The 23,659-nt window shown below is 71.5% G+C and carries 21 protein-coding genes; 5 read left to right on the top strand and 16 right to left on the bottom strand.

Features of this window, described 5'->3' with window-relative positions; all coding sequences use genetic code 11:
• The first annotated feature begins 58 nt into the window (after window positions 1-58).
• Window positions 59-913, top strand: a complete 855-nt coding sequence (locus ACTWQO_RS11695) for a phospholipid scramblase-related protein (RefSeq protein ID WP_443237174.1) — start codon at window positions 59-61, stop codon at window positions 911-913.
• A gap of 5 nt (window positions 914-918) precedes the next feature.
• On the opposite strand, the gene ACTWQO_RS11690 is transcribed toward ACTWQO_RS11695, so the two are convergent.
• Window positions 919-1,878 carry a hypothetical protein gene (locus tag ACTWQO_RS11690; RefSeq protein ID WP_443237173.1) on the bottom strand — a complete coding sequence of 320 codons (960 nt, stop codon included), beginning with the start codon at window positions 1,876-1,878 and terminating at the stop codon, window positions 919-921.
• Window positions 1,875-2,672, bottom strand: coding sequence for a phosphatase PAP2 family protein (locus ACTWQO_RS11685; RefSeq protein WP_443237172.1), 798 nt, complete (start codon window positions 2,670-2,672; stop codon window positions 1,875-1,877). The genes ACTWQO_RS11690 and ACTWQO_RS11685 overlap by 4 nt, the downstream gene beginning before the upstream one ends.
• A gap of 216 nt (window positions 2,673-2,888) precedes the next feature.
• On the opposite strand from ACTWQO_RS11685, the gene ACTWQO_RS11680 reads away from it, so the two are divergent.
• The gene (locus ACTWQO_RS11680) at window positions 2,889-3,506 is read left to right on the top strand and encodes a TetR/AcrR family transcriptional regulator C-terminal ligand-binding domain-containing protein (RefSeq protein ID WP_443237171.1); all 618 of its coding nucleotides are present in this window, start codon (window positions 2,889-2,891) and stop codon (window positions 3,504-3,506) included.
• A gap of 155 nt (window positions 3,507-3,661) precedes the next feature.
• On the opposite strand, the gene ACTWQO_RS11675 is transcribed toward ACTWQO_RS11680, so the two are convergent.
• From ACTWQO_RS11675 to ACTWQO_RS11665, 3 genes are all read right to left on the bottom strand, one after another.
• Window positions 3,662-4,669, bottom strand: a complete 1,008-nt coding sequence (locus ACTWQO_RS11675) for a DUF2510 domain-containing protein (RefSeq protein ID WP_443237170.1) — start codon at window positions 4,667-4,669, stop codon at window positions 3,662-3,664.
• A 69-nt stretch (window positions 4,670-4,738) separates the two neighbouring features.
• Entirely contained in the window at window positions 4,739-5,893 is a 1,155-nt protein-coding gene (locus ACTWQO_RS11670; protein WP_443237169.1) for an anhydro-N-acetylmuramic acid kinase, read from the bottom strand.
• 4 nt (window positions 5,894-5,897) lie between these two features.
• Window positions 5,898-7,169, bottom strand: coding sequence for an MFS transporter (locus ACTWQO_RS11665; protein WP_443237168.1), 1,272 nt, complete (start codon window positions 7,167-7,169; stop codon window positions 5,898-5,900).
• 181 nt (window positions 7,170-7,350) lie between these two features.
• On the opposite strand from ACTWQO_RS11665, the gene ACTWQO_RS11660 reads away from it, so the two are divergent.
• Window positions 7,351-10,035: an ATP-binding protein gene (locus ACTWQO_RS11660; RefSeq protein WP_443237167.1), complete on the top strand. Its 2,685-nt coding sequence runs from the start codon at window positions 7,351-7,353 to the stop codon at window positions 10,033-10,035.
• A gap of 93 nt (window positions 10,036-10,128) precedes the next feature.
• Here the strand turns inward: ACTWQO_RS11660 and ACTWQO_RS11655 are convergent, their stop codons facing one another.
• The 8 genes from ACTWQO_RS11655 to ACTWQO_RS11620 form a co-directional block, all read right to left on the bottom strand.
• The gene (locus tag ACTWQO_RS11655) at window positions 10,129-10,920 is read right to left on the bottom strand and encodes an SDR family NAD(P)-dependent oxidoreductase (RefSeq protein WP_443237166.1); all 792 of its coding nucleotides are present in this window, start codon (window positions 10,918-10,920) and stop codon (window positions 10,129-10,131) included.
• Window positions 10,921-10,990: 70 nt separating this feature from the next.
• Window positions 10,991-12,109 (bottom strand): bifunctional 3-oxoadipate enol-lactonase/4-carboxymuconolactone decarboxylase PcaDC, encoded by a 1,119-nt coding sequence (pcaDC, locus tag ACTWQO_RS11650; protein WP_443237165.1) that lies wholly within the window; start codon window positions 12,107-12,109, stop codon window positions 10,991-10,993.
• Window positions 12,106-13,401, bottom strand: a complete 1,296-nt coding sequence (gene pcaB / locus ACTWQO_RS11645) for a 3-carboxy-cis,cis-muconate cycloisomerase (protein ID WP_443237164.1) — start codon at window positions 13,399-13,401, stop codon at window positions 12,106-12,108. The genes pcaDC and pcaB overlap by 4 nt, the downstream gene beginning before the upstream one ends.
• Window positions 13,398-14,003 (bottom strand): protocatechuate 3,4-dioxygenase subunit alpha, encoded by a 606-nt coding sequence (gene pcaG, locus ACTWQO_RS11640; protein ID WP_443237163.1) that lies wholly within the window; start codon window positions 14,001-14,003, stop codon window positions 13,398-13,400. Before pcaG ends, pcaB begins: the two co-directional genes overlap by 4 nt.
• A gap of 6 nt (window positions 14,004-14,009) precedes the next feature.
• Complete coding sequence (gene pcaH / locus ACTWQO_RS11635) at window positions 14,010-14,783, bottom strand: protocatechuate 3,4-dioxygenase subunit beta (protein WP_443237162.1); 774 nt, start codon at window positions 14,781-14,783, stop codon at window positions 14,010-14,012.
• Between the two features lie 129 nt (window positions 14,784-14,912).
• On the bottom strand, window positions 14,913-16,127 hold the full coding sequence (locus tag ACTWQO_RS11630; protein ID WP_443237161.1) for a thiolase family protein: 1,215 nt from the start codon (window positions 16,125-16,127) through the stop codon (window positions 14,913-14,915).
• Window positions 16,124-16,768, bottom strand: a complete 645-nt coding sequence (locus ACTWQO_RS11625) for a CoA transferase subunit B (protein ID WP_443237160.1) — start codon at window positions 16,766-16,768, stop codon at window positions 16,124-16,126. The genes ACTWQO_RS11630 and ACTWQO_RS11625 overlap by 4 nt, the downstream gene beginning before the upstream one ends.
• The gene (locus ACTWQO_RS11620; RefSeq protein WP_443237324.1) at window positions 16,768-17,523 is read right to left on the bottom strand and encodes a CoA transferase subunit A; all 756 of its coding nucleotides are present in this window, start codon (window positions 17,521-17,523) and stop codon (window positions 16,768-16,770) included. The genes ACTWQO_RS11625 and ACTWQO_RS11620 overlap by 1 nt, the downstream gene beginning before the upstream one ends.
• A gap of 135 nt (window positions 17,524-17,658) precedes the next feature.
• Between ACTWQO_RS11620 and ACTWQO_RS11615 the strand changes: the two genes are divergently transcribed.
• On the top strand, window positions 17,659-18,129 hold the full coding sequence (locus ACTWQO_RS11615) for a MarR family winged helix-turn-helix transcriptional regulator (RefSeq protein ID WP_443237159.1): 471 nt from the start codon (window positions 17,659-17,661) through the stop codon (window positions 18,127-18,129).
• A 30-nt stretch (window positions 18,130-18,159) separates the two neighbouring features.
• On the opposite strand, the gene ACTWQO_RS11610 is transcribed toward ACTWQO_RS11615, so the two are convergent.
• Entirely contained in the window at window positions 18,160-19,131 is a 972-nt protein-coding gene (locus ACTWQO_RS11610) for a DUF3048 domain-containing protein (RefSeq protein ID WP_443237158.1), read from the bottom strand.
• Between the two features lie 118 nt (window positions 19,132-19,249).
• Window positions 19,250-20,335: an ATP-dependent DNA ligase gene (locus ACTWQO_RS11605; protein WP_443237157.1), complete on the bottom strand. Its 1,086-nt coding sequence runs from the start codon at window positions 20,333-20,335 to the stop codon at window positions 19,250-19,252.
• Window positions 20,336-20,409: 74 nt separating this feature from the next.
• Here ACTWQO_RS11605 and ligD point away from each other — a divergent pair, with 74 nt between their 5' ends.
• Entirely contained in the window at window positions 20,410-21,462 is a 1,053-nt protein-coding gene (gene ligD / locus ACTWQO_RS11600) for a non-homologous end-joining DNA ligase (protein ID WP_443237156.1), read from the top strand.
• 3 nt (window positions 21,463-21,465) lie between these two features.
• On the opposite strand, the gene ACTWQO_RS11595 is transcribed toward ligD, so the two are convergent.
• A complete protein-coding gene (locus ACTWQO_RS11595; protein WP_443237323.1) occupies window positions 21,466-23,616 on the bottom strand; it encodes an OmpL47-type beta-barrel domain-containing protein in 2,151 nt (716 codons plus the stop codon).
• Window positions 23,617-23,659 lie beyond the last annotated feature (43 nt).

Genomic DNA, 23,659 nt, shown 5'->3' with positions numbered 1-23,659 from the left:
TGCGTACGGGATGGCCGGGGCTGGTCAGGTGCTGGTGTGCTCGGGGTAGTGTGCCCCGGTGACCACGCATTCGAACACACCTGCAGGCTGGTACGCCGATCCGCACGGCGCGCCCCGGACCCTCCGCTACTGGGACGGGGCGCAGTGGACCGAGCACACCGCGCCGGACCAACAGGCGCAGCACGCCGGGCCGGTGCCGCAGCAGCAGCCGGCCGTTCCAGTGCAGCAGCAGCAGCAGCCGGCCGGTCATGATCCGCGGGTGCAGCGTCAGGTGCAGCAGCAGGCCGGAGTCGCCGGGGGCGGCTCCGGCGGCGGCACCCTGTTCACCGAGCCGGTCCTGGTGGTGAACCAGAAGGCCAAGCTGATCGAGCTGACCAACGAGTACAAGGTCATGGACCAGCACGGCAACCAGCTCGGCTCGGTCGTCCAGGTCGGGCAGAGCGCGCTGAAGAAGGCGCTGCGCTTCGTCGCCAGCCTGGATCAGTACATGACGCACAAGCTGGAGATCCGGGACGCCTACGGTCAGCCCGTGCTGCTGCTGACCCGGCCGCGCAAGTTCATCAAGTCCCGGGTGATCGTGGCCCGTCCGGACGGACAGCCGGTCGGTGAGATCGTCCAGCAGAACGTCTTCGGGAAGATCAACTTCGCGATGATGGTGAACGGCCAGCAGGCCGGCGCGATCAAGGCGGAGAACTGGCGGGCCTGGAACTTCGCGATCGTGGACCACGCGGACAACGAGGTCGCCCGGATCACCAAGACCTGGGAAGGCCTCGCCAAGACGATGTTCACGACCGCGGACAACTACGTCCTCCAGGTCCACTACCAGCTGCCCGAGCCCCTGCTGAGCCTCGTGGTCGCGACGGCGCTGACCGTCGACACGGCACTCAAGCAGGACAAGCGCGGCCTGGGCTGACGTACTCAGAGCGGTGTGAGGTGCCCCGGTTCTGTCCGCCGGGTCACCAAGGCACGGTCCGGCAGCGGAGTCGCGGGCACCAACGCCGGTTCCGGTGACGCCGATTCGGGCTCCAGGGCGAGTACGGCGGCCACCGGGTGGTTCTCGGGCGTGACCCGGGTCAGCAGCACCACACCCCATGACGCCAGCGCCGCTCCCGCCAGCGCGAGGAGCACACCGAGCGCGCCGCCCCGCAGCCCCTCGCCCAGCAGCGACAGCCCGATCACCGCGGCGGCCACCGGGTTGGCCAGCGTCAACACGGCGAGTGGGGCACCCAGGCCGCCCCGGTACGCGAACTGCGACAGCAGCAACCCGCCGACGGCGAAGACCGCGACGAGCAGCGCCACCCCGATCACCTGCCGGCTGAGCAGCGGGCCGGAGCCGTCCGTGGCGGCGACCGTCACGGTCTGCGTGAGCGCGGATCCGACCCCGGAGGCGAGGCCGGACGCGGCGGCGTGCCGCAGCCCCGACCGGTCGCCCGGCCGCCCCAGCAGGCCGATCAGCGTCGCGCTCACCCCCGCGACCGCCAGCGCCTCCGGCACGCTCAGCACCTGGCCGGGCTCGGACCCGGACGCCGCCACGACGAGGATCGCGGCGAGCCCGACGAGCGTGAACACCGTGCCCCGCCACTCCACCGCGCTGACCCGTCGCCCGGCCATCCGCGCCCCCATCGGCACGGCGGCGACCAACGTGAGCGCACCCAGCGGCTGTACGACGGTCAGCGGACCGTACCGGAGCGCCACGACGTGCAGGACCGCGCCGGACGCGTTGAGCGCGACCGAGGACCACCAGGCACCGGTGCCGAGCAGGCGCAGCAGGCTCGCCCCCTTCGTGCGGGAGGCCAGCCGTTCCTGGGCGACGGCCGCTGCCGCGTAGGCGACGGCGGAGAACAGGGACAGGATGACGGCGACCGTCGTGCCGCTCATCGTCCGGCCCCCACCAGGACATGCTCGTCGGCGGGCGCGAGCGTCTGCTGCCCGCGTCCGGCGGTCGTCCGGGTCCGATGCGGCAGATGGATCATGGCGAGGGCGAGTCCGAGCATGGCGGCCGCCACGATCGCGTCGAGCCAGAAGTGATTCGCCGTGCCCACGATCACCAGCAGCGTCAGCGTCGGATGCAGCAGCCACAGCCAGCGCCAGCGCGACCGCGTCGCCACGATCAGGCCGATCGCCACCATCAGCGCCCAGCCGAAGTGCAGCGACGGCATCGCCGCGAACTGGTTCGACAGGGTGTCCGTCCGCGGTGAGCCGTACACGGACGGCCCGTACACGTGCGCGGTGTCCATCAGGCCGGTCGCGGCCAGCATGCGCGGCGGGGCCAGCGGGAAGGCCAGGTGCACCACCAGCGCGGCGGCGGTGACCGCGGCGAGGATCCGGCGGGCCCAGACGTAGTGCGCCGGGCGCCGCAGGTACAGCCAGATCAGGAAGGCCGCGGTGGCCGGGAAGTGGACGGTGGCGTAGTAGGTGTTCGCGAGGTGCACCAGCGTGTCGTCGTGCAGCAGCAGGGACTGCACCGCACCTTCGCCGGGGAGACGCACCGCTCGTTCCAGGTCCCACACGTGGTGTGCGTTGCTGAAGGCTTCGCCGGTGTGGCCCGTCGCCAGCATGCGGCCGAGCTTGTAGACGAGGAAGAGCCCTGCGACGAGCAGGAGCTCACGGACGAGCGGCGGCCGCGCTATCGCGTCGGTCTCCGCTTCGGCAGGCTCGGTGCGGGCATTCATCCCCCGGCCCTTTCTCGCTGACGTGGTGCTGTGGGTTGAGCGGGTGGCTCACCGGTACGGCGTTGTACCGATACGGCTCGGTGCCGATACTAGGCCGTTTCGATACGCCACTGTACCGATACGGCGGAGTACCGGTACAGTGGCGTATCGATAGACGTACGCCACACTGGAACGCAGGCCCGGCAGGGCGCCGCCCACGAGCGAGGAGAAGAGTCCATGACGTCGCAGGCCGCGGACGGACCGGAGACGGTCGTCGCCTCGCGCCGCTCCAAACTGACGCCCGAGCGTGAGCAGGAGTTCTTCGACGCCGTGCTCGAACAGATCCGCAGCTGCGGATACGACGCCGTGACCATGGACGGCGTCGCCGCCAGCACCCGGTGCAGCAAGTCCACGCTCTACCGGCAGTGGAAGACCAAGCCCCAGTTCGTGGCGGCGGCGCTGCGCTCGAACCGCGAGGTCCGCTTCGCGGGCATCGACACCGGATCACTCGCCGAGGACCTGCGCGAGGTCGCGCGCGCCGCGGCCGAGTGGTCGACGAAGGACACCACCACGCTCCTCCAGGCGCTCGGGCACGCCGTCATGCAGGACAAGGAGCTTCAGCAGGCGCTGCGTGAGGCGCTCGTCGAGCCGGAGGTCGCCGCGCTGGAGGAGATCCTCCGGCGTGGGGTCGAGCGGGGCGAGATCGCGGCCGACCATCCCGCGCTGCCGTATGTCGCGGCCCAGATGTTCGGCGTCCAGCGGGTGCGACCGGTTCTCGAAGGGGAATACGCCGACCCGGACTACCTCTTGAGATTCGTGGAGGCCGCCGTGCTGCCGGCACTCGGCCTGACCTGAGACCCAGGCCGCCGTCCACGGGATGACTGGACGGTGACCTGTCCGCGCCGCACCGTGGGGACGGGGGCGGCGCGCACCCCCCGGCCGGGTGGGGTGCCCTTTGAGCGGAGGGCGCCCCACCCGGCCGACTCATGTCCGGGGCACGGAAAAGCGGCTCACACGTCCTGGCCGCTGCCGCCGCCGGACGCCACCTTGATGCCCTTGGTGATCTCGTCGAGGACGGTCTGCTTCTCGCTGACGTCCACACCCAGCCGGACGACGACGATCTGCTGCGGGTTCGCGGGCGAGGGGAAGGCGAGCGACTCGACGTACCCGTCGGCGCCCTTGCTGGTGACCGCCTTCCAGCGGACCTGGTAGCCCTTCTGCCCGGCCACGGTGACGGCCTTGGAGGCCAGCACCTCGTGCGAGGTGATCTTGCCGTAGGACTTACCGCCGTACGACTGCTCGGCGTTCTCCGCGATGTCCGCCTTGGCGACCTGCTCGGCCGAGCTGCCCTCGGTGCCGAGCACGAGGGCGGGCGCCGAGTACGCGCCGCCCTTGGTGCAGGACGCGGAGGTGTCGCCGGGGCACTTGTAGGAGGCGTCCGAGGTGACCGAGGCACCGACCGACAGCTGCTGGCCGTACCAGTCGTCGGGTATGGGCATGCTGATCCCGTTGATCGGGTCGGTCACCGACCCGCTGTCGATCTTCGGCGCCTCGGACCCCTCGGGCGAGGGTGAGGGCGAGGCACCGCCGGAGCCACCCGACCCGCCGTCACCGAACGGACCGCCCTGGCCACCGGATCCGCCCTGTCCACCCGGCCCGCCCTGTCCGTCCGGCCCCTGCTGCGAGCCCGCCGCGCTGCCGCCCCCGCCGTCGTCCTTGGACAGCGCGTACACGCCCACACCGATGCTCGCGAGGACCGCGGCCGCCACCGCGACGGCTATGCCCGTCCGCAGCCCGCGCCGCGCACCGGCGGGAGGCTGGGCGGGATACATGGGGTAAGCCGGAAACGCACCGCCCGCGCCGGGCTGCGGCTGCGGCGGGGGACCCCATGCGGCGCCCGACCCCGCCGGGCGGGTCTGGTCCGTCCATGCCTTGCCGTCCCACCAGCGCTCGGTGGGAGGACCGTCACTTGTCTGCCCGGGGTCGGGGTGCCAGCCGGGAGGAGTCTCCTGCGTCATGGCCCCACCGTATGAGGCGTCGGTGAAAGGCGGATGAGAAGGCCGGGACCGGATTCGGTGCGAGCGTGCTCATTTCAGTACGAGTCGTACGGGGGACTCGGCCGCCGACGCCGGAAGGCGCAGTCCGTCCCGGCCGGGTGTCACCGAACCGAGCACGCGGGCGTGCCGTGCACCCGTGCCCGCCGGATCCGTGCCCGGCAGACCGTGCACGGTGAGGAACCCGAGGACCGCGAACGCGTACGCCTCCTTCGCGTCCGACGGCAGCCCCAGCTCGTCGGAGATGCCCACCGTCACCCCCGGCAGCAGTTCGGCCAGCCTCCTCATCAGCACCGGATTACGGGTCCCGCCGCCCGAGGCGATCACCTCCGTGGCGCCCACCCCGCGCACGGCGTCGGCGACCGTCTGGGCCGTGAGCATGGTCAGCGTGGCGAGCACGTCCTCGGCGGGCAGTGTCCCCAGCCCGGCGAGCGCCTCGTGCAGATGGCGGAGATGGAACAGCTCCTTGCCGGTCGTCTTCGGCGCGGGCAGCGCGTAGTACGGCTCGGCCAGCAGCCGCTCCAGCAGCAGGTGGTGCACCCGGCCCCGGGCCGCCAGCGCCCCGTCCTTGTCGTACTCCAGACGCCCGCCGCTGAACCCCCGCGCCGCCGCGTCGATCAGCGCGCACCCCGGGCCGGTGTCGAAGGCGGTCCCGTCAGGGGCGGTCAGGTTGGCGATGCCTCCGATGTTCAGCGCGACCGGCGTCCCCGGCCGGCCGCGCAGCCACAGCCGGTCGACCAGTGCGACCAGCGGTGCGCCCTGGCCCCCGGCGGCGATGTCACGCGGCCGGAAGTCGGCGACCACCGGCAGCCCGGTCGCCTCGGCGATCCAGGCGGGCTGCCCGAGCTGAAGCGTGCCGTGCACCCGTCCGTCCGCCACCCAGTGGTAGACGGTCTGCCCGTGCGAGGCGACCAACTCGGCCCGCCCCTCGCACAGTTCACGGTCGGCCCGCACGGCCGCCGCCGCGAACGCCTGCCCGATCCGCGTGTCCAGCCGGCACACCTCCGCCATCGTGACGGCACCCGGCGGCAGCGCCGCCGCGAGCGCGTCCCGCACCTCCCCGTCGTACGGCTCGCTCACCATCCCGAGCCGCTTCAGCACCAGCGTGTCCCCGACGAGGTCCAGCTCGGCCGCCGCCGCGTCGATGGCGTCGTACGACGTGCCCGACATCAGGCCGATCACCCGCATCGTCTCAACTCGCCTTCCTCGCAGGCAGCGTGAGCAGGGCCAGGACACTCACCGCGCACGTCGCCGCCGCGTAGTACGCCGGGACGTCCACGTTCCCGGTCCGTTCGACGGTCTCGGTGATGATGAGCCCCGCACACCCCGAGAACACCGCATTCGACAGGGCGTAGGCGAGTCCCAGACCCGTGTAGCGCACGGTAGTGGGGAACATCTCCGCCAGCATCGCCGGTCCCGGCCCGGCCATCAGCCCGACCACGGCACCGGCACCGAGCACCGCCGCGCCCTTCGCCGCGTTCGAAGTCCCCGCGTCCTGCAGGAGGTTGAGCAGCGGCACCGCGAGGACCACCACCAGCACCGCCCCCGTCAGCATCACCGCCCGCCGCCCGATCCGGTCGCTGAGCAGTCCCGCCGGGACGATCGTGAGCGCGAATCCCAGATTGGCCAGCACCGTGGCGATCAGCGCCTGCTGGAAGGTCGCGTCCAGCGTGCTCTGCAGATACGAGGGCAGCACGACCAGGAAGGTGTAGCCGGCCGCCGCCCAGCCCATGATCCGCCCGGCACCCAGCGCGACGGCCCGCGCCACCTCGCGCGGAGGCGGACTCGTCCGCTCCACCGCCTCCCGGAACGCCGGCGTCTCGTCCAGCCGCAGCCTCAGCCACAGCGCCCCGAGACCCAGCGGCAGCGTCAGCAGGAACGGCAGCCGCCACCCCCAGTCGCCCAGCTGGTCCTCCGTCAGCACCGTCGCCAGCAGAGCCGCCGCACCCGCCCCGCCCAGCAGCCCCAACGCCACCGTGAACGACTGCCACGACCCGTACAGCCCGCGCCGACCCGGCGGCGCGAACTCCGTCATCACCGACACCGCACCCCCGAACTCCCCGCCCGCCGACAGCCCCTGAAGCACCCTCAGAAAGGTGAGCAGCCACGGCGCCAGCGCCCCGACCGTGGCATACGTCGGCAGCACACCGATCAGCGTCGTCGCCCCCGTCATCAGGACGATCACCAGGATCAGCACCGGACGCCGCCCGATCCGGTCACCGAGCCGGCCGAACAGGGCCGCGCCGACCGGCCGGAAGAAGAACGCCAGCGCGAAGGAGGCGTACGTCTTCACCAGCGCCTCGGCCTCGCTGCCGCCCTCCGGGGTGAAGAAGCGTGCCGCGATGATCGTCGCGAAGTAGCCGTAGACCCCGAACTCGTACCACTCGATGAAATTGCCCACCGAGCCCGCCACCAGGGCTCGCCGGGACCGACCGGTGCCCCGCTCCTCGAAAGTCACCTTCATTCCCACGAGTATTGACGGTCCGTTACCTTCACAACAGCAGGTGGCACGCCGTTCGCGTCGCCCGCGGGCCCGCACTGTCACCCGTCCCGGGAACAGCTCCCCGGACCCGCCCGCACCGCGACGACCGGAGGGCTACGCTCGGGTTCGGTACGTCGTTCGGGCGACTTGGGGAGGTAGCGGGATGACGGAGGTACGGCCCACGCCGGCCGCCTCGGCTTCCCTGTGGGAGCGCGACCGGGAGGTCGCCGCCGTGGAGGAGGCGATCGCCACCCTGCGCGCGGACCGCTCGTCCTCGGGCAGCCTCCTGGTGTTCCGGGGCGAGGCCGGACTCGGCAAGACCGCGCTGCTGGCCGAGACCCGCCGCATCGCCGAGGCACGCGGCTGCACGGTCTGGTCGGCCCGCGGCGGCGAGACCCTGAAGTCCGTCCCCTTCAATGTCGTACGACAACTCCTCCAGCCCGCGCTGGTGTCGCTGATGCCGGAGGAGGCACGCGAATACCTCGGCGACTGGTACGACATCGCCGGCCCCGCCCTCGGCATCACGGACCCCGGCGACCGGCAGGCCGACCCGCAGGGCGTGTGCGACGGCCTGGTCGCCGCGGTGCGCCGGCTGGCCCGGCGCGACTGGCCGCTCGTGCTGCTGATCGACGACGCCCACTGGGCCGACCAGGAGACCCTGCGCTGGCTCGCCGCCTTCGCCGAACGCCTCGACGACCTGTCCGTCCTGGTCGTGGTGGCCCGCCGCCCCGGCGAGGTCGGCGCCGACAGCGCCCGCTACCTCGACGCGGTCGCCGCGGCGGCGGGCGCACCGGTCACCAACCTGAGCGCCCTGACACCGGACGCGACCGCGGGCCTCACCCGCGTCACCGTCGGCCCGCACGCCGACGCCCCGTTCTGCCGCGAGGTATGGGCCGTCACCGGCGGCAACCCGTACGAGACCGTCGAACTCCTCGCCAAGGTCCAGGACAGCGAACTCGAACCCGTCGAGGCACAGGCCGCCGAACTGCGCGCCCTGAACCGCTCGGCCCGCGGCGGCGGCCTCGTCGCCCGCCTGGAGGGACTCGGCGTCGACGCCACCCGGTTCGCCTGGGCCGCCGCGATCCTCGGCGCGGACATCTCCGTGGACCTGGTCGCCCGGCTCGCCACCATGAGCCACGACCAAGCCGTGCGCTGCGCCGAACTGCTGTGCAACGCCCGCATCCTCACCGAACCCGACCCGGCGACCGCCCGCACCGGCGACAGCGGCCTGGAGTTCGTGCATCCGCTGATCGCGACCGCCGTCTACAACTCCATCCCGCCCGCCCTGTGCACGGCGATGCACGGCATCGCCGCCCAGGTCGTCACCGACTCCGGCCGGGGCGCCGCGGCGGCCTCCCGGCATCTCCTCCAGGTCCACCCGGACGACGACGAGGAAGTCGTCGAGCAGCTGCGCGAGGCGGCCCGCGAACACCTCGCCGTCGGTGCCCCCGACGCGGCCCGCCGCTGTCTGGATCGCGCCCTGGTGGAACCGCCGCTGCCCGAGGTCCACGCGCGCGTGCTCTATGAACTGGGCTGTGCCACCCTGCTCACCGCGCCCGCCACCACCATCGACCACCTCCAGTCCGCGCTCGCCATGCCCGGCCTCGACGGCGCCGAACGCGTGGACGCCGTCTTCCGGCTCTCCCAGGCGCTCCTCCACAACGACCAGCTGGAGGAGGCCGTCCGCACGGTCGAGGCAGAAGCCGCTCGGCACGAGGAGGGCCCGGCCAAGCTGCGCCTGCAAGCCGTGCAGTACATGTGGGAGGGCATCTACGCGGGCGAGACGACCACCCCGGGCCGCTCCGAGCGGCTCGCCGGGCTCGCCGCGACGTGCACCGGCAAGGACAACTCCGAGCGTGCGCTGCTGATGCTGCGCGGCTTCGACGCCATGACCCACGGCGAGAACGCCGAGGAGGTCGTCGAAATGTGCGACCGCTCCCTCGTCAACGGCCGTCTCGCCCCCGGACTCGGCTGGACCGACACCGAGTGGGGCCTCGAACTGCTGCTGATGCTGGCCAACGCGTACGCCTACACCGACCGCCTCGACCGTGCCGACGCCCTGTACACAGAGGCCCTGCGCGCCTACGAGTCCGCGGGCTGGAGCGGCGGCCACCTCGCCCTGGCGCACGCCTACGTCGGTCTCGGCCATCGCAGAAGGGGCCGGCTCAGGGAGGCGGAGACATCGCTGCGCGAGGGGTTGCGGCTGGCCGAGCGCGTGGGCCGTGGTCTTCCCCTGTACTGGACGGCGACCTGCAACCTCGTCGACACACTGCTCGCCCGCGGGCATGTCGACGAGGCCTGGTCGATCGCCGAGCAGCACGGCTTCGGGCCGCCCTACCCGTCCACCATCGTCATCCCCGAACCGCGCTCCGTACGCGGCCGTCTCCTCCTGGCGACCGGCCGCACGAAGGACGGCATCAACGAGCTGGAGGCCGCGGAGAAGGCCGCGAGCGCGCGGGGCCACCACAACCCGGTGATGGTCCCCTGGGCGGTCGACCTGGCCCGGGCCCTCGCCACCGAGGACCCGGCCCGCGCCGCCCGGCTCGCCTCCGAGGCGCGCCGCCAGGCCGAGCGGTTCGGCACGGACACCGCCATCGGCGAGGCCCTGCGCTGCGCCGCCGCCCTGGAGACCGGCCAGCGCGCGGTCCGGCTGGCCGCCCAGGCGGTCGCCTACCTGGAGGCTTCGCCCTGCCAGTACGAGCATGCCGCCGCCCGCGTCGAGTACGGCATCGCCGCGCGGTCCGTCGCCGAGCTGAACCGGGGTCTGGCGCTGGCGCGTTCCTGCGGCGCCGATGGATTGGTGGCCCAGGCGCGCGAGGTGCTGGAGACGGGACGCGGGTTGCGCTGAGCGCGCCGCGGAAAGTGCGGCGAACGGCTGTCGAGCGTCTGCGGCACCATCGTGGCTGGTCGCGCAGTTCCCCGCGCCCCTTTGGGGCGCGAGTCAGGTGCGCAGCAATTGGTCGGTGACCGCCGCCAAGCGCTTGCGTACCTCGTGGTCGTACGTCGCCGCGTTCGCCCTTGCCGGGCGCGTTCCGTCGAAGTAGCCGCCCGTGCCCAGGTCGCGGGTGGCGAGGGCCAGCACGCCGGGTGCGCCGTCGGCGATCGAGGTCATCGGTGCGATGCCGCCCTCGCGGACCATCGCCGTGTCCATGAAGGTCGCGGGGTGCAGCACGTTGACGGACACGCCGGTTCCGTCGAGTTCCTCGGCGAGCGTGAACGTATGGGCGGCGAGCGCGAACTTGGCGCGGCAGTACGCGGCGAAACCGTCGTAGCCGCGGGTGAACTCGGGATCGTCGCAGTCGAGCGGCTCCTGGCCGGCCGATCCGACGTTGACGATCCGGGCAGGCGGGTTCGCACGCAGCACCGGCAGCAGGGCGCGGGTCAGCTCGACCGGCGCCAAGTAGTCGACCGCCAGCCGCAGTTCGTGGCCGTCGGCGCTCAGCACCCGTCCGGAGCCGCGCGGCCCTGAGCCCACACCCGCGTTGTTGATCAGCACGTCCAGCTCGGGGTGGGAGGCGGCGACCCGGGCGCCCAGGTCGCGCACCTGGGCCAGCGAGGCAAGATCGGCGACGAAGCCCTCGGCGGTGCCCTCCGTGCGCAACTCGGCGACCAGCCGCTCCGTACGGCCCGGATCGCGGCCGTGGGCGAGGACCAGGTGTCCGGAGCGGACCAGTTCGAAGGCGATGTACCGGCCGAGACCCGAGGTGGCGCCGGTGATCAGGATGGTGGACATGCCTCCACCGTAAGCACACGGGCCGGGCATCTGCTTGGTGCCGTTGAAGCTACGACCGGCAGGGTCACCCTCAGCCGGTCTCGTCCTCCTCGGCCAGCGCCCGCTGGGCCGCCGCGAAGGCCGAGTTCGCCGCCGGCACCCCGCAGTACACCGCCGTCTGCAGCAGCACCGCGCCGATCTCCTCCGGGGTCAGCCCGTTGCGCCGCGCCGCCCGCACATGCATGGCCAGCTCGTCGTAGTGCCCGTGGGCGATCAGCGCCGTCAGCGTGATCATGCTGCGCTCGCGGCGCGAGAGCGTCGGGTCGGTCCAGATCTCGCCCCAGGCGTAGCGCGAGATGAAATCCTGGAAGCGGGCGGTGAAGGGGGTCTGGCGGTCCTGCGCCCGGTCGACGTGCGCATCGCCGAGCACCTCGCGCCGTACCTCCATGCCACGCGGGGCGGAACCGCCGAAGTGCGCCCGCAGGGCGGTGAGCACCGCCTCGGGGCATTGGGCGGGCGCCAGATGCGAGGCGCCGGGGATCTCCACCAGCGCGGCACCCGGCACCGCGTCCGCGATCTCCCGCAGATCCGCGGGTGGCGTCGCCGTGTCCTCGCGCCCGGCGATCAGCAGCGTGGGCGCGGAGATCTCGGGCAGCCGGTCGCGGATGTCGAAGGCGGCGAGCGCGTCACAGAGGGCGGCATACGCGCCCGGATCGCTCTCCCGCATGTCCTGGACCAGCCGGGGCACGGTGAACCCCGCCGTGAACCACCGCTCGTTCGCGCTCTCCGCGAGCCCCGCCACCCCTTCGGCCCGCACCAGCGCGGCCCGTTCCTCCCACGGCTTGGAGCCGCCGTAGTGGGAGGACGAGCAGATCACCGCGAGGGACTCCACCCGCTCGGGGTGGTGCACCGCGAGATGCAGCCCCACCGAACCGCCGATCGAGACACCGGCGTAACGGAACCGCTCGATGCCGAGCGAGTCGGCGAGGGCCAGCACCAGGTCGGCGAGATCACCTATGGTCGCCCCTGCCGAGATGAGATCGGCCGCCGAGCCGCCCTGCCCCGGCAGATCCCAGCGGATCACCCGATGCGTGACGGACAGCTCGGGCGCGACCTTGTCCCACAGGGCGTACGAGGTGCCGACCGAGGGTCCGAGGAGCAGTGGGGGTGCGGAAGCGGGGCCTTCGACAAGGTGGTTGAGGAGATTCAACGTCGCTCCAAAGCGCGGTCGGTGAGGGCTCCGGCGGAGCCGGTGTAGTGGGTCGGGTCCAGGTCGACGTCCCGCAACTCCGGTGCCTCGGCGAGCGGGCGCCCCTCGGACGCCAGCCGGGTGAGCAGTTCCTTGGCACGGGCCCGGCCCAGCACCGGGGCCAGCTCGGCGGACAGCCGTTCCGAGACGATCAACCCATGGGTGAGATCAAGGTGTTCGCGCATGACATCGTGCCTGACCCGCAGCCCCTCGGCCAGCTCCACGGCATCCCGGGCGGCCCCGCCGACCCATCGCAGCAGCTCCCTGAGCGGCTCCCACTCGGCGTGCCAGGCCCCGGCCGGCCGCTCGTCCTCCGCCGCCAGCGACCCGTACAGCGTGGCGGCGAGCTGAGGTGCCTGGCGCGCGGCGGCGGCGATGAGGGTGGACCGTACCGGATTGGACTTGTGCGGCATGGCGGACGAGCCCCCGCCACTGCCCTCCGCGACCTCGGCGATCTCGGTGCGGGAGAGGGTGAGGACATCGACGGCGACCTTGCCGAGCGCGCCCGCCGTGAAGGCGAGACAACCGGCGAGGTCGGCGATGGGCGTCCGCAGGGTGTGCCAGGGCAACAGGGGCGCCCGCAGGCCGAGTTCGCGCGCGTAGGCCTCCGGGAGAGACACGGAGTCCTCGGCTCCGTACGCCCCGAAGGCCGCCAACGTCCCGGCGGCGCCCCCGAGTTGCGCGGGCAGCCCGTCCCGTACGGCGGTCACCCGGTCCCGTGCGTCGAGCACCAGCGACCGCCACCCGGCCGCCTTCAGCCCGAACGTCGTCGGTACGGCGTGCTGCGTGAGCGTCCGGCCCGGCATCGCGCTGTCGCGGTGCTCGGTGGCCAGCCGGGCCAGCGCGCGCTCCGTGCGGCCGAGGTCGGTGAGGAGGAGGTCCAGGGTGCGGGAGGCGACCAGCATCGTCGCCGTGTCCATGATGTCCTGGCTGGTCGCGCCCCGGTGGACGTAGGGGCCGTACTCCTCGCCGACCGCCTTGGTCAGATCCGCGACCAGGGGGATGACCGGATTCCCGCCGCCCCGCGCGCGCTCGGCGATCGAGGCCACGTCGAAGTGCCGGGCATCCGCCGCCTCCGTCACCGCGCCGGCGGCCTCGGCCGGGGCGAGCCCCAGTGCGGCCTGGGCGCGCGTCAGCGCGGCCTCCGCGTCGAGCAGCGCCGTCAGATAGGCGCCGTCGCCGGTGGCCGCGGCGGCGGGGGAGCCTGCCCACCCGGGGGCGAGCAGGCCGGTGTCGGGTTCGGCAGCTGTCACTGGAACTCCAGGAAGACCGTTTCGCCTTCGCCTTGAAGGCGGATGTCGAAACGGTATGTGCCATTGCCCCCGTCCGTGGCGATCAGCGTGTCGCGTCGGTCCTGGTCCAACCGTGCCAGCAGCGGGTCGGCGGCCAGCGCGGCCTCGTCGCCCGGCAGATAGATCCGGGTGAACAGATGCACCAGCAGCCCGCGCGCGAAGACGCACACACTGATGTACGGCGCACTCTGCCCACGCGCCCCGGGCCGCAGCGTCCGCGCGCTCCAGTGGCCATTGGCGTCCGTCTGGATCCGCCCCCAGCCGGTGAACTCCACGCCGTTGCGGCCCAGGAAGCCACCGCTCGCCGGGTCGCGCCGCATCGAACCGTCGACCCGCGGCACATGGCCGTCCGGATCGGCGCCCCACAGCTCCACGAACGCGTCGGGCAGCGGCTTGCCCTCCCCGTCCAGGACGTACCCCTGCAGCGCGATCGTGTCCGGGTGGCCGATCGGCGCGATGTCGCCGCCGCCCGGGAATGGCAGGGCATGACCGTAGAAGGGGCCGACCGTGTGCGACGGGGTCGGGAGCACGGCCTCGGGATTGCTCGTGTCGATCTTCGTCATCGTGGGTCAGCGTCCCTCTTCGATCCAGGTGGCGTTCGGCCCGTCGAGCACGATGTCCCAGTGGTAGCCCATCGAGAACTCCGGCACCGACAGACTGTGGTCGTACGTCGCCACCAGCCGCTGCCGGGCCGCGTCGTCCGTCACCGACTGGATGATCGGGTCGTACGGGAACAGCGGATCGCTCGGGAAGTACATCTGCGTCACCAGCCGCTGCGTGAACGCCGACCCGAAGATCGAGAAGTGGATGTGCGCCGGCCGCCAGGCGTTGACGTGCTGCCGCCACGGGTACGGGCCCGGCTGGATGGTGGTGAACGAGTAGAAGCCGCTGTCGTCGGACAGCGTGCGGCCCACACCCGTGAAGTTCGGATCCAGCGGCGCGTCGTGCTGCTCACGCTGATGCGCGTACCGGCCCGCCGAGTTGGCCTGCCAGATCTCGATCAGCTGCCCCCGGATCGCGTGCCCGTCCCGGTCCAGCAGACGCCCGGAGACGGTGATCCGCTCCCCGATCGGCTCACCGTTGTGCTGCCGTGTGAGGTCATTGTCGATCTCGGTGATGTCCCGCTCGCCGAAGGCGGGGGAGGCCAGCTCCACCAGCTCCGGGTCCTTGGACACGTCGATGGCGACCGGCGGCTGCTTCGGATGCCGGAGAACCGAGGACCGGTACGGGGCATAGCCGCGGCGCGGCTGGTGCTCGACGGGAGCACCGTCGGCGACACGCTTCTCGTAGGCGGCGTGCTCGGCGGCGATTTCAAGGTCGATGTCGTGCTGGGTGAGAGTCATGGGGGAGTTCCTGAAGCTTCCTGACGGTCCAGTGAAAACGGGAGGCGAGGGGTACGCCCCTTTAGGGGCGCGGGGAACTGCGCGACCAGCCACAACGGGCCCGCAGCCTCCGGACAACCAGAGGACCCTCTACCGTTCGAGGACGAGGGCAAGACCCTGGCCCACGCCGATACAGAGCGTGGCGACACCAACCCCACTCCCCGCGCGCGCAAGCTGATGGGCAACGGTCCCCGCGAGCCGCGCCCCCGACGCCCCCAGCGGATGACCCAGCGCGATCGCCCCACCCTGCGGATTGAGAATCGCCGGATCGAACTCGGGCCACTCGGCGACACACCCCAACACCTGCGCGGCGAACGCCTCGTTCAACTCCAGCACCGACAGATCATCAAACCCCCTGCCCGCCTTGGCCAGCGCCCGCGCAACCGCCTCGACGGGGGCGAGTCCGAAGTAGTGCGGATCGAGGGCGTTGACACCGGTCGCGGAAATCCGGGCGAGCGGCTCACGCCCCGTGGCCTTCAGGCCCTCCTCGTCCACGAGAAGCAGCGCCGCGGCACCGTCGTTCAGCGGCGACGCGTTGCCTGCGGTGACCGTGCCCTCGGAGGTGCGGAAGGACGGCTTCAGCTTCGCCATCGCGGCCAGGGAGGCGTCCGCGCGGACGCACTCGTCGGTGCCGAAGACGATCGGGTCGCCCTTGCGCTGCGGGACCGGCACCGGCGCCAGCTCGGCGTCGAACAGCCCCGCCTGCTGGGCGCGCGCGGCCTTCTGATGGGAGGCCAGCGCGAACTCGTCCTGCTGCTCACGGCTGATCTTGTGCTTCTCGGCGATCAGCTCCGCGCTCTCACCCAGCGGCACCGTCCACTGCGGCTCCATCTTCGGGTTGACCATGCGCCATCCGAGCGTGGTGGAGTACAGCTCGGCGTGCCCGGCCGGGAACGGCTTGTCGGACTTCGGCAGCACATAGGGCGCCCGGGTCATCGACTCCACACCACCGGCCACGGCGATGGACGCGTCCCCGACGGCGATCGCCCGGGCCGCCTGGATCACGGCTTCCAGACCCGACGCGCACAGCCGGTTCACGGTGACGCCCGGCACGGACGTCGGCAGTCCGGCCAGCAGCGCGGCCATGCGGCCCACGTTGCGGTTCTCCTCACCCGCGCCGTTGGCGTTGCCGAAGTAGACGTCCTCGATCCGGGAGGGGTCCAACTGCGGTGTGCGGGCGAGGAGTTCGCGGATGGCGTGGGCGCCCAGGTCGTCCGGGCGCACGCTCGCCAGACCGCCGTTGTAGCGGCCGACCGGCGTGCGCACCGCGTCGACGATGTAGACGTTCTTGACTGCGGACTTCACTTCAGGCCCTCCGCTACGGTCAGCTTGGCGTCGGTCTTGCCGGTGATCTCGTCGACGCTCACACCGGGCGCCGTCTCGACGAGCACCAGGCCGTCGTCGGTCACGTCCAGCACACCGAGGTCGGTGATGATCCGGTTCACACACGCCTTCCCGGTGAGCGGCAGCGCGCACTCCTCAAGGATCTTCGGGGAGCCGTCCTTGGCGGTGTGCGTCATCACCACGATCACCGTACGCGCGCCGTGCACCAGGTCCATCGCGCCGCCGATCCCGGTGATCATCTTGCCGGGGATGGCCCAGTTGGCAAGGTCCCCGCGGGCGGAGACCTGCATCGCGCCGAGCACCGCGACGTCGATGTGCCCGCCGCGGATCATTGAGAAGGACAGTGCCGAGTCGAAGTAGGAGGCGCCGGGCAGGACCGTGACGGTCTCCTTGCCCGCGTTGATCAGGTCGGGGTCGACCTGGTCCTCGGTGGGGTAGGGGCCGGTGCCGAGGATGCCGTTCTCCGACTCCAGGATCACCTCCACGCCCGGCGGGAGGTAGTTGGGGATCAGGGTCGGCAGGCCGATGCCGAGATTGACGTACTGGCCGTCCTGAAGTTCGCGCGCGGCGCGGGCGGCCATCTGTTGCCGGGTCCAGGCCATCAGATGCTCACCGTCCGCTGCTCGATCTTCTTGTCCGCCGCCTGCTCCGGGGTCAGGGCGAGGACCCGCTGCACGAAGATGCCGGGCAGATGCACGGCGTCCGGGTCGATCTCGCCGGGCTCGACGAGTTCCTCGACCTCGGCGATCGTCACCCGGCCCGCCATCGCCGCGAGGGGGTTGAAGTTCCGCGAGGACTTGTTGAAGACCAGGTTCCCGTGCCGGTCGCCCTTCGCCGCCCGCACCAGCGCGAAGTCGGTGCGGATGCCGCGCTCCAGCACGTACTCGGTGCCGTCGAACTCCCGCACCTCCTTCGCCGGGGAGGCCAGAGCGACGCCGCCGGAGCCGTCGTAGCGCCAGGGCAGCCCGCCCTCGGCGACCTGGGTCCCGACACCGGCGGGGGTGTAGAAGGCGGGGATGCCGGCGCCGCCGGCCCGCAGCCGCTCGGCGAGGGTGCCCTGCGGGATCATCTCGACTTCCAGCTCGCCGGCCAGGTACTGCCGGGCGAACTCCTTGTTCGCGCCGATGTAGGAGCCGGTCACCCGGGCGATCCGGCCCGCGGCGAGCAGCACGGCGAGACCGGACTCCATCGCCCCGCAGTTGTTGGACACGACGCCCAGACCGCTCACGCCCCGCTCGTACAGCGCCTGTATCAGTACGTTCGGCACACCGCTCAGCCCGAATCCGCCGACCGCGAGGGTCGCGCCGTCCGGCACATCGGCCACCGCCTCCAGGGCTGTGGCGACCACCTTGTCCATCCGCGCAGCCTCAACTTCCATTTGCTCAGTACACTGAGTATTTCGGCGAGCTTTCTCTTAAGCTGCCACTATGGGAGTCTGACGTCAAGGCTCGCTGGTCTTCAGTGCACCAACCAATACGACTCGGGAGCGCACATGGCCGCGGTGGACCTCACCACCCACCCCGGGCACCTGGCCCGGCGCCTCCAGCAGGCTCACTACCTGCTGTGGAACACCATGGTCTCCGAGGAGATCACGTCACCGCAGTTCGCCGTCCTGAACGCGCTCGTCGCCGAGCCGGGCCTCGACCAGCGCACGGTGGGGGAGCGTGTGGGGCTCGACCGGTCCACCATCGCCGAGGTGATCAGCCGGCTCGGCCGCCGGGGTCTGCTCGACAAGGTGCGCGACCCGCAGGACGGCCGGCGCTTCCTGCTGCGGCTGACGGACGAGGGCACCCGGACCCACCGCAAGCTCACGGTCCGTACGGCCCGGATGAACCAGGTCTTCCTGGCCCCGCTCTCCGCCGAGGAGCAGACCGTCTTCTTCGACCTCCTCCGCCGTGTCTCGGACGCGGCGGAGGGGCTGCGCAATCCGACGGAACCTCTTACGGCGTCGAAGGCGGGGTAGAGGCGTCTCTTCGAGGGTCGGCTACGAGGGTCAGGCCCCCGTGAAGACCACCCACACCTGGCCTTCGGCGAAGTTGACCGGCATGTCGTTGCCGGTGGTGAATTCCGTGCCGTCGGTGGCGCTCGCGCGCTTCCAGTCGGCGTCGAAGGCCTTGCCGTCGCGCAACACCTCCGCCCTGCCCGCGCCGACCGTCTCGGTGTACGGCGTGGTGTTGCCGAGGGAGTCGTGGAAATCGGACTCGCGCACGTTCACGTGCTGGATCACGACCGTCGCCGGTGCCACCCGCGCTCCGTCGGTGGTCACCGTCGGCGAACCGTCCATCGACACCAGCCAGCGGTCGCGGCTCTCGGACCAGGTGAAGGTGAACCGGGCGGCCGGGTAGCGCACGGTCAGGGACGTCTCGGGTGTGCCGCCCGAGGGTGCGGCGCCGTAGCGGAATCCGGTCGTCAGCGCGTCCGCCCCGGGCGCGGAGGTCATCAGCCGGTCGGGCCGCAGATAGAGGTTGTGCGGGGCGGGCGTGGCCGTGCCCCGGTAGTAGGCGTCGGACGCCTTGCCGGGCGGCTGGGCGTTCACCGGCTCCTCGTCGATCAGCGGGAGCAGCCTGCGCTGGGCCCCCGAGAAGGCGAGCGTGGGCCGGTCGAACTGGCGCAGCAGCTCCAGGTCGGACTCGCGGGCGCTGCGCACCGGGCCGATCACCGGCGGCAGCTTGGTCGCGTACACCACCATCAGCCGGCTCAGGCCGCCCTCGACCTGCTCGACGTACACGATGTCCGCGGAGTCGAGCCCCGTGTGGGGGCGGGCCGAGCGGACGTTGTCGATCTTCACGGCGAGCACCGAGCCCTCGGCCGCCCGGCTCTGCGACGGCCGCTCGCTCTGCTCCTGGCCCGGTCCGCGTCCGTCGTCGCCCGACGAGGTGCAGCCTGCCGCCAGGGAGAGCGTCATCAGGGCGGCCAGGACCGCCACCCCCGTTGTGGCGCGTCGCGTGCGCGCCTTGCGTCCCATGCCCACCGTTGCCACCTGTCTCGTGTCAACGATTGTGCACGTATAGGTCGATTGTTAGCCATACCTGATCGGATCTGATCGGGGTTACAGGCCGTCTGGGGTTGGGCGCGTCGGGGTTTCAGTCCGTCGAGGTTTCCGTCATGGGGCCGAAGATCTCCGCCAGGTCATAGCTCACCGGCTCCTCCAGCTGCGCGTAGGTGCAGCTGTGCGGCTCCCGGTCCGGGCGCCAGCGGCGGAACCGGGCCGTGTGCCGGAAGCGGACCCCGTTCTCCATGTGGTCGTACGCCACCTCGACGACCCGCTCCGGCCGCAGCGGCACCCAGGACAGGTCCTTCTTGCCGGACCAGCGGCTGGGCGCACCGGGCAGCCGCGCCGACTCGTGCGCCGCCTCCTCGGCCCAGGCCGCCCAGGGGTGCCCGGCGACATCGTCCATCCGCAACGGCTCCAGTTCCTCGACGAGTTCGGCCCGGCGCTTCATCGAGAAGGCGGCGGAGACGCCCACGTGCTGGAGGGTGCCCTGATCGTCGTAGAGGCCGAGCAGCAGCGAGCCCACGACCGGACCGCTCTTGTGGAAGCGGTAGCCGGCGACGACGACATCCGCCGTGCGCTCGTGCTTGATCTTGAACATCGCCCGCTCGTCCTGGAGGTAGTGCACCGCGAGCGGCTTGGCGATGACGCCGTCGAGGCCCGCCCCCTCGTACTGGTCGAACCACTGCCGCGCCACCTCGATGTCGGTCGTCGCCGGGGCCAGGTGCACGGGTGCCGTCACCCCGTCCAGCGCCCTGGTCAGCAGGGCCCGGCGGTCGCTCAGCGGGACGTCCAGCAGCGACTCGTCGTCCAGGGCCAGCAGGTCGAAGGCGACGAAGGAGGCCGGGGTCTTCTCGGCGAGCATCCGCACCCGGGAGTCCGCCGGGTGGATGCGCTCGGTCAGCGCGTCGAAATCGAGCCGCCCTTCACGGGCGATCACGATCTCGCCGTCCACGACACAGCGCTTCGGCAGCCTCTCCCGCAACGCCACCACCAGCTCCGGAAAGTACCTGGTCAGCGGCTTGCCGGTGCGGCTGCCGAGCTCCACGTCGGTCCCGTCGCGGAACACGATGGCCCGGAAGCCGTCCCACTTCGCCTCGTAGTGCATGTCCGGCGGGATCTTCGCGACCGACTTGGCGAGCATCGGCTTCACGGGTGGCATCACAGGGAGGTCCATGTTCTGATTCTGCGCGCGTGAAGCCGCGAACGCCCGGTGTGCGAGGGACGGGTGTTGGGCCTACCGTGGCTCGCATGGGTGAAGCGGTGCAACTGGAGGCGGGCGGCCGGACGGTACGGCTGTCCAGCCCGGGCAAGATCTTCTTTCCGGAGCGCGGTTTCACCAAGCTGGACCTCGCCCAGTACTACATCGCCGTCGGCCCTGGCATCCTGCGCGCCCTGCGCAGCCGCCCCACCACCCTGGAGCGCTACCCGGACGGCGTGACCGGCGAGAACTTCTTCCAGAAACGGGCCCCGAAGAACATGCCCGACTGGATCCCCACCGCCCACATCACCTTCCCCAGCGGCCGCAGCGCCGATGAGATGTGCCCCACGGAGGAGGCCGCCGTCCTGTGGGCCGCCCAGTTCGGCACCCTCACCTTCCACCCCTGGCCGGTGCGCCGCGACGATGTCGACCACCCCGACGAACTCCGTATCGACCTCGACCCGCAGCCCGGCACCGACTTCGACGACGCCGTCCGCGCCGCCCATGAACTGCGCGCGCTCCTGGACGAGTTCGGCGGCCTGCGCGGCTTCCCCAAGACCTCCGGCGGACGCGGCCTGCATGTCTTCGTGCCCATCGAACCCCGCTGGACCTTCACCCAGGTCCGCCGCGCCGCGATCGCGGTCGGCCGCGAACTGGAACGGCGCATGCCGGACCACGTGACCATCAAGTGGTGGAAGGAGGAGCGGGGGCAGAAGATCTTCGTGGACTACAACCAGACCGCCCGGGACCGCACCATCGCCTCCGCCTATTCCGTACGCCCCCGCCCGCACGCCCCCGTCTCGGCGCCCCTGCGCTGGGACGAGGTCGGCGTGGCGCACCCCCGGGACTTCGACCTGGCGACGATGCCGGTGCGCTTCGCCGAAGTGGGCGACGTCCACGCGGACATGGACGACCACCGCTACTCCCTGGAGGCCCTGCTGGACCTGGCCGCCAAGGACGAACACGACCACGGGCTGGGCGACCTGCCCTACCCGCCCGAGTATCCGAAGATGCCGGGTGAGCCGACGCGGGTGCAGCCGAGCCGGGCCAAGAAGAAGGCGGCGCCCCCTGAGGAGGCGCCGCCGGAGCCTACGGCTCCTTGATATCTACAACTCCTTGATCCTGATGTCGCGGTACGAGACCACATCCGTCGTGCCGTGCACCTGGAGCCCGACGTAGCCGGAGGCGAACCGCCGTCCGTCCGTGCCCGGGTCGTCCGAGCGGGGCGGGACGAAGTCCTGGCCGCCGTTGTTGTCGAACTCGTTGATCAGCACGCCGTTGCGGTAGACCGAGTAGTGCTGGTCGACCACGCGGATCTCGTAGTCGTTCCACGTGCCCTTCTGGGTGACGCCCGCACCGGCGAGCCCCACCCGGTCGAAGCCGTAGACCGACCCGGTCTTGTACATGTCCCCACTGGGACTGTCGAAGACCTGCACCTCGTGCCCGTACTTGATGGCGGCCCACTCCGGCCGCGGCTCCTCCGGATGGTCGAGGATCCACGGGAACCGCACGAACACACCGGAGTTGGCGTTGCCCGTGCCGGGTGCGTCGTCCCGCCACTGGAGCCGGAGCGAGAAGTCGCCGTACTTGCGCTCCGGGAACCACAGCATGCCGAGGCCCGCCTTCGTGGTGCCGCTGGTCATCGTTCCGTCGGGGTTGAGCCCGAACGAACCGCCGCCCACGTGCGCCCACTTGGCGAAGGAGCCCGCCGTGCCGTCGAAGATCGTGCGGTAGCCCTCGGTCTGGCCGGGCTTGCCGATCCCGGACTCACGGGCGGCCTTGAGGATCCTGTTGTGCTCCCGCTGATCGATGACGCCTTCACTGAGGAGCTTGGTCAGGACCGTCCGTACGTGCTTCAGGAACAGCGCGTGGGACGTCCACTCCTTCTCGTCCTCGATCAACTCGTTGATGCGGCACCGGTTGTTGGTGACCCGGTTCGGCACACCCGAGTCGACCGTGCCGACGAGAACCGTCAACCGCTCGTCGTACTCCGGGCAGTTGGGCGCGGGCACTCCGCCCCCGGCCACCACCGTGAAGCTCACCGTCCGCGGCTCGGAGGTGTTGCCCGCCTTGTCGCTGGCCCGGTAGGCCACGGTGTGCGGGCCCACGCGGTCGACGATCACGGGCGTGGTGTAGGCCAGGTACGGCCCGCCGTCGAGCGAGTACTCGATGCTCGTGACCTCGCCGCCGTGGTCGGTCGCGCTGACGGTGACCTTGGCGTTGTTCACATACGCCCCGTCGGAGTTCCGCGTGCCGTCGACGCTCACGCCGGTGACGGGCGGAGTGGTGTCCTGCGGGGGCGCCGAGACGACCGTGAACTGCACGCTCTTCTCGGCGGCCACATTGCCCGCCTTGTCGGTGGCGCGGTAGCGCACGGTGTGCGTGCCGACCTGGTGCACCATCACCGGGGCGGTGTACGGCTGCCAGGCGCCGTCGCCGACGGCGTACTCGATGGTGTTGACCCCGGTACCGGTGTCGGACGCGGAGACCGTGACCGTGGCCATGTCGATATAGGCCCCGTCCGCGTTCTGCTCGCCGGTCACCGTCGCCGAGGTCTCGGGCGGTGTCTTGTCGTCGGTCGGCGGCGCCACGACGGTGAACTGCACGCTCTTCTCGGCGGCCACGTTCCCCGCCTTGTCCAGGGCGCGATAGCGGACCTTGTGGCTGCCGACCTGGTCGACGACGACCGGGGTGGTGTACGGCTGCCAGGCGCCCGTGTCACCGATCGCGTACTCGACGCGGTCCACACCGGAGCCGCCGTCCTCGTCGGTGGCGTTGACCGTCACGCTCGCCGAACCGACGTACTGGCCCTGCGAGTTCTGCGTGCCGGTCACCTGGGCCGAGGTCTCCGGCGGGGTGGTGTCCTCGCCGGTGCCCTCGGTCACCACGAGGATGCCCTGCATCTGGCCGTGTCCCGGGATGGTGCAGTAGTAGCGGTAGCGGCCGGGGGTGAGCGTGACCTCGGCGGTGTGCTTGCCGCCCTGGTCGTCGTTCGGGTTGGCGAGGATGTTCAGCGGGACGTCGTTGTTGTACTCCGGGTCGGAGACGTCGAACGTCAGGGTGTGCGGCATGCCGGTCGTGTTGCCGGTCGCCACGCTGTTCTCGAAGACGATCGTCGTCGTGCCCGCCACGGCCGTGGCCGGTGCGGACGCGTACTTGTTGATGTCGTCGCCCGCGGTCCAGGTGAGGGTCTGGGCGGCCGCCGCCTGAGGCTCCGACTGCCCTGCGGCGGGCAGGGACTGGAGCCCCAGGATCATCAGGAGCGCGGCCAACAGGGCCGTCAGGATTCTTCGTTGGCGT

Source organism: Streptomyces sp. 4N124 (assembly GCF_052245395.1).
In the GTDB taxonomy this organism is placed as follows: domain Bacteria; phylum Actinomycetota; class Actinomycetes; order Streptomycetales; family Streptomycetaceae; genus Streptomyces.
Note: the sequence above shows the minus strand (reverse complement) of the source record. Positions and strands in the feature narration are given on the sequence as shown.